The sequence below is a fragment of the Desulfovibrio sp. 1188_IL3213 genome (assembly GCF_036763145.1).
Classification (GTDB): domain Bacteria; phylum Desulfobacterota; class Desulfovibrionia; order Desulfovibrionales; family Desulfovibrionaceae; genus Desulfovibrio.
The window spans coordinates 1-5,067 of sequence record NZ_JBAIYR010000154.1 but is presented as its reverse complement, the minus strand read 5'-3'; the positions used below and the strand labels follow the sequence as shown (position 1 = coordinate 5,067).

General features: G+C 29.6%; 4 protein-coding genes. All 4 read right to left on the bottom strand.

Annotated elements, in window-relative coordinates; translation table 11 throughout:
- Positions 1-1,529: 1,529 nt before the first annotated feature.
- Complete coding sequence (locus tag V6C16_RS07695) at positions 1,530-2,456, bottom strand: replication initiation protein (protein ID WP_126796624.1); 927 nt, start codon at positions 2,454-2,456, stop codon at positions 1,530-1,532.
- A gap of 554 nt (positions 2,457-3,010) precedes the next feature.
- Positions 3,011-3,445, bottom strand: a complete 435-nt coding sequence (locus V6C16_RS07690; RefSeq protein ID WP_206965220.1) for a helix-turn-helix domain-containing protein — start codon at positions 3,443-3,445, stop codon at positions 3,011-3,013.
- A gap of 625 nt (positions 3,446-4,070) precedes the next feature.
- Complete coding sequence (locus V6C16_RS07685) at positions 4,071-4,268, bottom strand: hypothetical protein (protein WP_333542969.1); 198 nt, start codon at positions 4,266-4,268, stop codon at positions 4,071-4,073.
- A gap of 156 nt (positions 4,269-4,424) precedes the next feature.
- Positions 4,425-5,057, bottom strand: coding sequence for a pentapeptide repeat-containing protein (locus V6C16_RS07680; protein ID WP_333542968.1), 633 nt, complete (start codon positions 5,055-5,057; stop codon positions 4,425-4,427).
- Between the last annotated feature and the right edge of the window lie 10 nt (positions 5,058-5,067).

Below are 5,067 nucleotides of genomic sequence, written 5' to 3'. Positions count from 1 at the left end.
ATCACTTATTATCTCATTTTCTATCAAGGCATTTTCTAAAAAAAAATCCTCAAAGTCATAAATATCGAAAAAACTCATTTTTTTTAAATTAATACTATCAATTTTAACTATAGACATTTTTAATCACTCCCATTAGAAATATTAAATCTGCTTTAGTATATCAACTTAAATATTCCTTGTATTAAATTAAAATGAGTATTTTAAAGGCTATTTATGCAAGGGATAGTTAAAAAAAAAAATTGAAAACCTCTCAAACATCGAGAGATAACCTAAAATAGTTTAATTCTAATTGAATTTTTATAATTGAATAAAAATATTATGTCGAATGAACTATTTTCAGTTATCTAATCTATTGCTTAACATAATCTCCATTTAACCAAGCAGCACGTTTACCAAGGGTTACAGACGGTGAGATTGTGAATCCGAAAAGGTCTACCTCAAAATAAAAAAAGAAGCCCTAGAAATTAGGCTTCTTTTTTTGCGAGATAGTGAAATATCAAAACGAGTTTGAACGAGATCTGTTATTAAATTCGATAAGGCAAGCAACGGGTTTCCACGTGGAGAACCCAAAAAGAGCTTGTTAGGTGTTACCTAAGACCAACTAAAAAGACCAGGAGAAAGATCTTCAAAGTGAAGAACGTTTCTCCTGGTCTTTGTTTGTCGATTCTCTCGATTATTTTTGGGTTGTTAGGGCTTGTCCTAACCGTCTGAAAGACGCTTAATGAAGAACACTTTTAATTTAATCTGTTTGAACGTCAGAAGCGCATATTTCTTTTTTGAGGGAGTTCATGGTTATCCAGTAGTGTTTTATTTCTTCTAGCTCTTTTAATTCTTTTTTGAATAAGTTAAGACTTAGAGTTTCTTCTAACTGATGAAAAAGCAACACGATAAAGTTTTCTTGATGAGCTTGATGAGTTAAATCAATTTTGTTTTTATGGACGTGTCATAGCAGTCGATTATAAACAGACATAGAAAATTCATTGAGTAATTCTATCTGATAAATTTTTGATTCCACTTGTTTATCTGTCATGGAAATTCCTCCCGATTTTTTTATGAGGGCGCACTTATACGCACCAAATAAATTTGATTCGATAATCGCTAAGGGCGCACTTATACCCACCAAAATTTTTTGGTGTCTATCGTGCTAAAAAAGAGAGAAGTTCATGTCTAATCTTCTCTCTTTTTTCGTCAAGCGTGTTGGTTAAAATTCGCTACGCTCATGTAAAAGATAAAAGCTAAGAGTAGTAAAACTAGATAAGTACAAACTAATTCGTAAGAGCATAAGAGAAAGTGGGCCCACTTTCTAAGTCACAAGTCGTCTGTAGGCTGTGCCTACAGTGTTTCTAACCCCTAAAAACCTTTCTCAAAAAAGTGGCAAATGATGTATTAAATGATGTATAAAAATAGCGAATGATGTATCAAATGATGTATAGAATTAAGTAGAAAACACATAGATTTAAGTGAATGATGTATTAAATGATACATAGAAAAAAGGAATGATACATCAAATGTTACATTCCTTTTTTTCTTTATTTAAAGCCATTTTGTAGTTCTTTAAGCAAATCTTTTCTTAATTTTTCTTCTTCTATTTTGTCTGATTCTTTTTGTTGCTGGCTGTAATAATCTGCTTCATGAGTTCCGATTTTTAACCCTAAAACTTTATCTTTTGCGACCCATTTTTCTTCCTGAGAAAGTTCTCCGTTGTGTTCAATGTTAAACATTTTGATTCGTAAATTTTCTCGTTCTCCTTTAGAAAAATCATCAGCATTTTTTGCTTCAGCTTTAAAAGAAAATTGATAACCTATGACCGGTTTACCTCTTCCTTTTCCATGTTTCTTTTTAATTGTTAGTCCTCTAAATAAGGGAGTCAGTTCTTCTTTAATAGGTTTTAAAATACGAGAATCTATATTAGCAGGCTTATTCCAATAACTTTTAGGAATATCTAATAATTCAAAAAAATCTTCTTTAGAAAAATATGCATAACCTGTAGTTCTAAATTGCTTTAATAATCTAAACATTGTTTTTGAATAACTGCTTTGTAATTCAGTAAATTGTTGAAGAGAATATCTAACCCATTCATCTAAATTATTAAGCAAAGGTAATGCTTTTTCGTGAATTTGAATTTCTGCATAAGGTACATCAGCTTTACCTTTAATTTGAAACTCATTAAACATAACAAATCTCTCTCGTTCTAATCCATCAGCACTACGACGACCAAATCTTAAGTCCATTAATTTATCATAAGTAGTTTCCAAATCATCAATAAATCTCACATTAGCAGTTGCTTTGTAATTACTTAAATCTTTTAGCTGATCAAAAGTAAATTGAATTTTTTGAGTACCTTTATCACGCATTCGAGAAACAATAGAAAAAAACAGATTCATTTCTACAGGAGTAAACTTTCTTAATGGTATTGTATTTAATTCGGTGTGATACTTAATTATTTCGTTGGACATAATATCCCTCCTACTGATTAAAACTACCAATTAATAATACCGTAGTTTTAATCAGTAGTCAATAAACAGACAAAATGTAGTCAATAAACAGACAAAATGTAGTTGATAAACAGACAAAATGTAGTTGATAAACAGACAAAATGTAGTTTTAAACATTTGCAAACCCTTGGGAGAGTAAGGCTCAACTAGTGTCTAAAAGAGGTTTAAAAGAGGTTATAAAAGAAGTTATAAAAAAGGTACTCTATTTTTCCCACCTAAAAATCACTTTTTTTGTTAAATTGATCTATGCGTAAGATTAAAAGATATAAAAAAGGAGTGAGAGAAAAACTCTCTCACATTAAACTTGCAGCAGTCGCTATACGCTCCTTCGCTAAAACCTAAAACATTTCTTTAAGGAAACTATTCAATAGCCTTAAAACGCAAAAAAGAGCTATTTAAGCTCATTTAGTTAAAACTCTTAGTTTGATAAATAAAACGTCTTACAGACGGTCAGGGTAAACCCTAACAACCCTAGATTTAAAATCAGTAGCAAATGATAAGAATAAAAAGCTATATTATTTCCACCACTGCCACCATTTTTTATTTTCTATATTTTCTTCTAGGAGTTTTGTGTTTTTTTGTTGCTCGTAAAGTAGTAATTGTTGTTGTTGCTGGAGCGTTACATTTAACGCTTTATTCATTTCAGTTAATTCATCAATTTGTTTGTTCTTAATTTCAATTTCAGACTTCATAATTTCAATAATAACATCATTATCATTGATTTGAAGGTATTCTTCTTCGTTCTTATTTTCAGTAATTTCAATGTTATTATCAGATGAAATTACTGACTTGTCTTTCAAACCTTCTTTAATCGTCTGAAACGCAGTCATATCATACAAAAACGTCCGTCCATCTTTAGCAGAATGTTTAATTTCATTGTTATTAATGAAACGATAAACCATCATTTTTGAAATTTGTAACTTTTCAGCAATCTCTGTAACGCTTATCATATAAGAGTTTCTCCTTAATTTCATTGATAATAACAATAATAACAATGAAATTAACAAAAAAAAAGCCCTTAGCAAATTACTAAGGGAAAAAAGGAGTTGTTTTATCTACTTTGGAGGAGTAAATAAAATGAAAAAGTTTGTTAGGGTTGTTTTGTTGGTATGCTTATATATTAGTCTGAAAATATGAATTTATTTAGACCATAACCATTTCTTTTTTATGAATAATCAGTTAAGAAATTTGATATAATATGTCTGCTGTCTTCCTTTTGGCTGAAATCTTCAGCAAGAAGGGAGGTTATTCAGTTGCATATCTTATTTGACGTCTTACTTGGAATCGTGATTAATGTTATTGCCCATAGCATTAGTAAATGGCTAGATTCTAAGGACAAGAAAGACAGCTAGCCTCACGTTATTTGTTTGAAGTGGTCAAACAAGCAATGAAAAAAGAAAAGAGCCAGTTCGGTTGCCCCCGACTGGCTCTTTTTGGTTATTCAATGCATATCTTATTTGTAGAATTATTATATCATGATTTGTATTTTCTATCAAAATATCTATGATCCAACTAAGGGATCTGGTACTTTATTAGTTCAGTTAACATAAATCAAATTATAAGAAGCTAAATTGTCTATTGGACTAACAAACTAACTATGCCAATAATTATAAAAATAATACCTGAGAAGAATTGTCCTATACCTGAAGCTTGTCCAGTAAAAATAAGTTGTATAATATTATTCTCTCTTTTATTTGATTTAAAATCTGTACTCATCCGGATAGTTCCCCATACCAAAAACAGAATCCCTACTAAAAATGCGATATAACTCATAAAAATCTCCCCACTTCTATCCTTTTTATTGAATTTAATATATCATGAAAACCTGTTCTAAATATGAGTCTGTAGACGTATTTTAGTCTAAGTAATTTTAAAAATTGAAGTGGAGTTAACATAAGCGACGTTATACTTAGTCTAAAGAGTAGTTTGCTACTTTATTTTAACTTTCAGAAGGTCTCTTGCTAATATTAGTGCTTGGTGTTCATTTACGATACTACCAGAAATTGTTTCAATACTTAATGGTAAATGAGTAAAATGACAAGTACTGATGTCTACTTTTTTTAAAAGAGTTCCTGTGAGATTCATACTATCTAGTTTACAACTGTCAAATGTGGTTTTCACCATCTTTGCGTCTATCAAGTCAGTATTAGTTAGATTACAATCGGAGAAAGAAACTTCTTTGAAATTAGCACTTGATAAATTAACCATTTCCATGTTATTTTCTAAAAATAAATTAGTATTTATATAGGCTTCGGAAATATCTAAGCCTAACATTTTACAATTGATAAATTCACATTTGTACAATACCGATTCTGATAAGACTGTATTTGAAAAATCACAATTTTTAAATATACAGTTAGTAAATTCAGCTTTAACAAAATCATTTCCACTTAATTCACAGTGTTCGATTATACTATCTTCAATAAATAATTTTTCAATACATTGATCACTTATTATCTCATTTTCTATCAAGGCATTTTCTAAAAAAAAATCCTCAAAGTCATAAATATCGAAAAAACTCATTTTTTTTAAATTAATACTATCAATTTTAACTATAGACATTTTTAATCAC

What these genes read in the sequence shown, in the direction of transcription:
- V6C16_RS07690 (WP_206965220.1), bottom strand. Translation starts at nt 3,445, where the DNA reads ATGATAAGCGTTACAGAGATTGCTGAAAAGTTACAAATTTCAAAAATG.
- V6C16_RS07695 (WP_126796624.1), bottom strand. Translation starts at nt 2,456, where the DNA reads ATGTCCAACGAAATAATTAAGTATCACACCGAATTAAATACAATACCA.
- V6C16_RS07685 (WP_333542969.1), bottom strand. Translation starts at nt 4,268, where the DNA reads ATGAGTTATATCGCATTTTTAGTAGGGATTCTGTTTTTGGTATGGGGA.
- V6C16_RS07680 (WP_333542968.1), bottom strand. Translation starts at nt 5,057, where the DNA reads ATGTCTATAGTTAAAATTGATAGTATTAATTTAAAAAAAATGAGTTTT.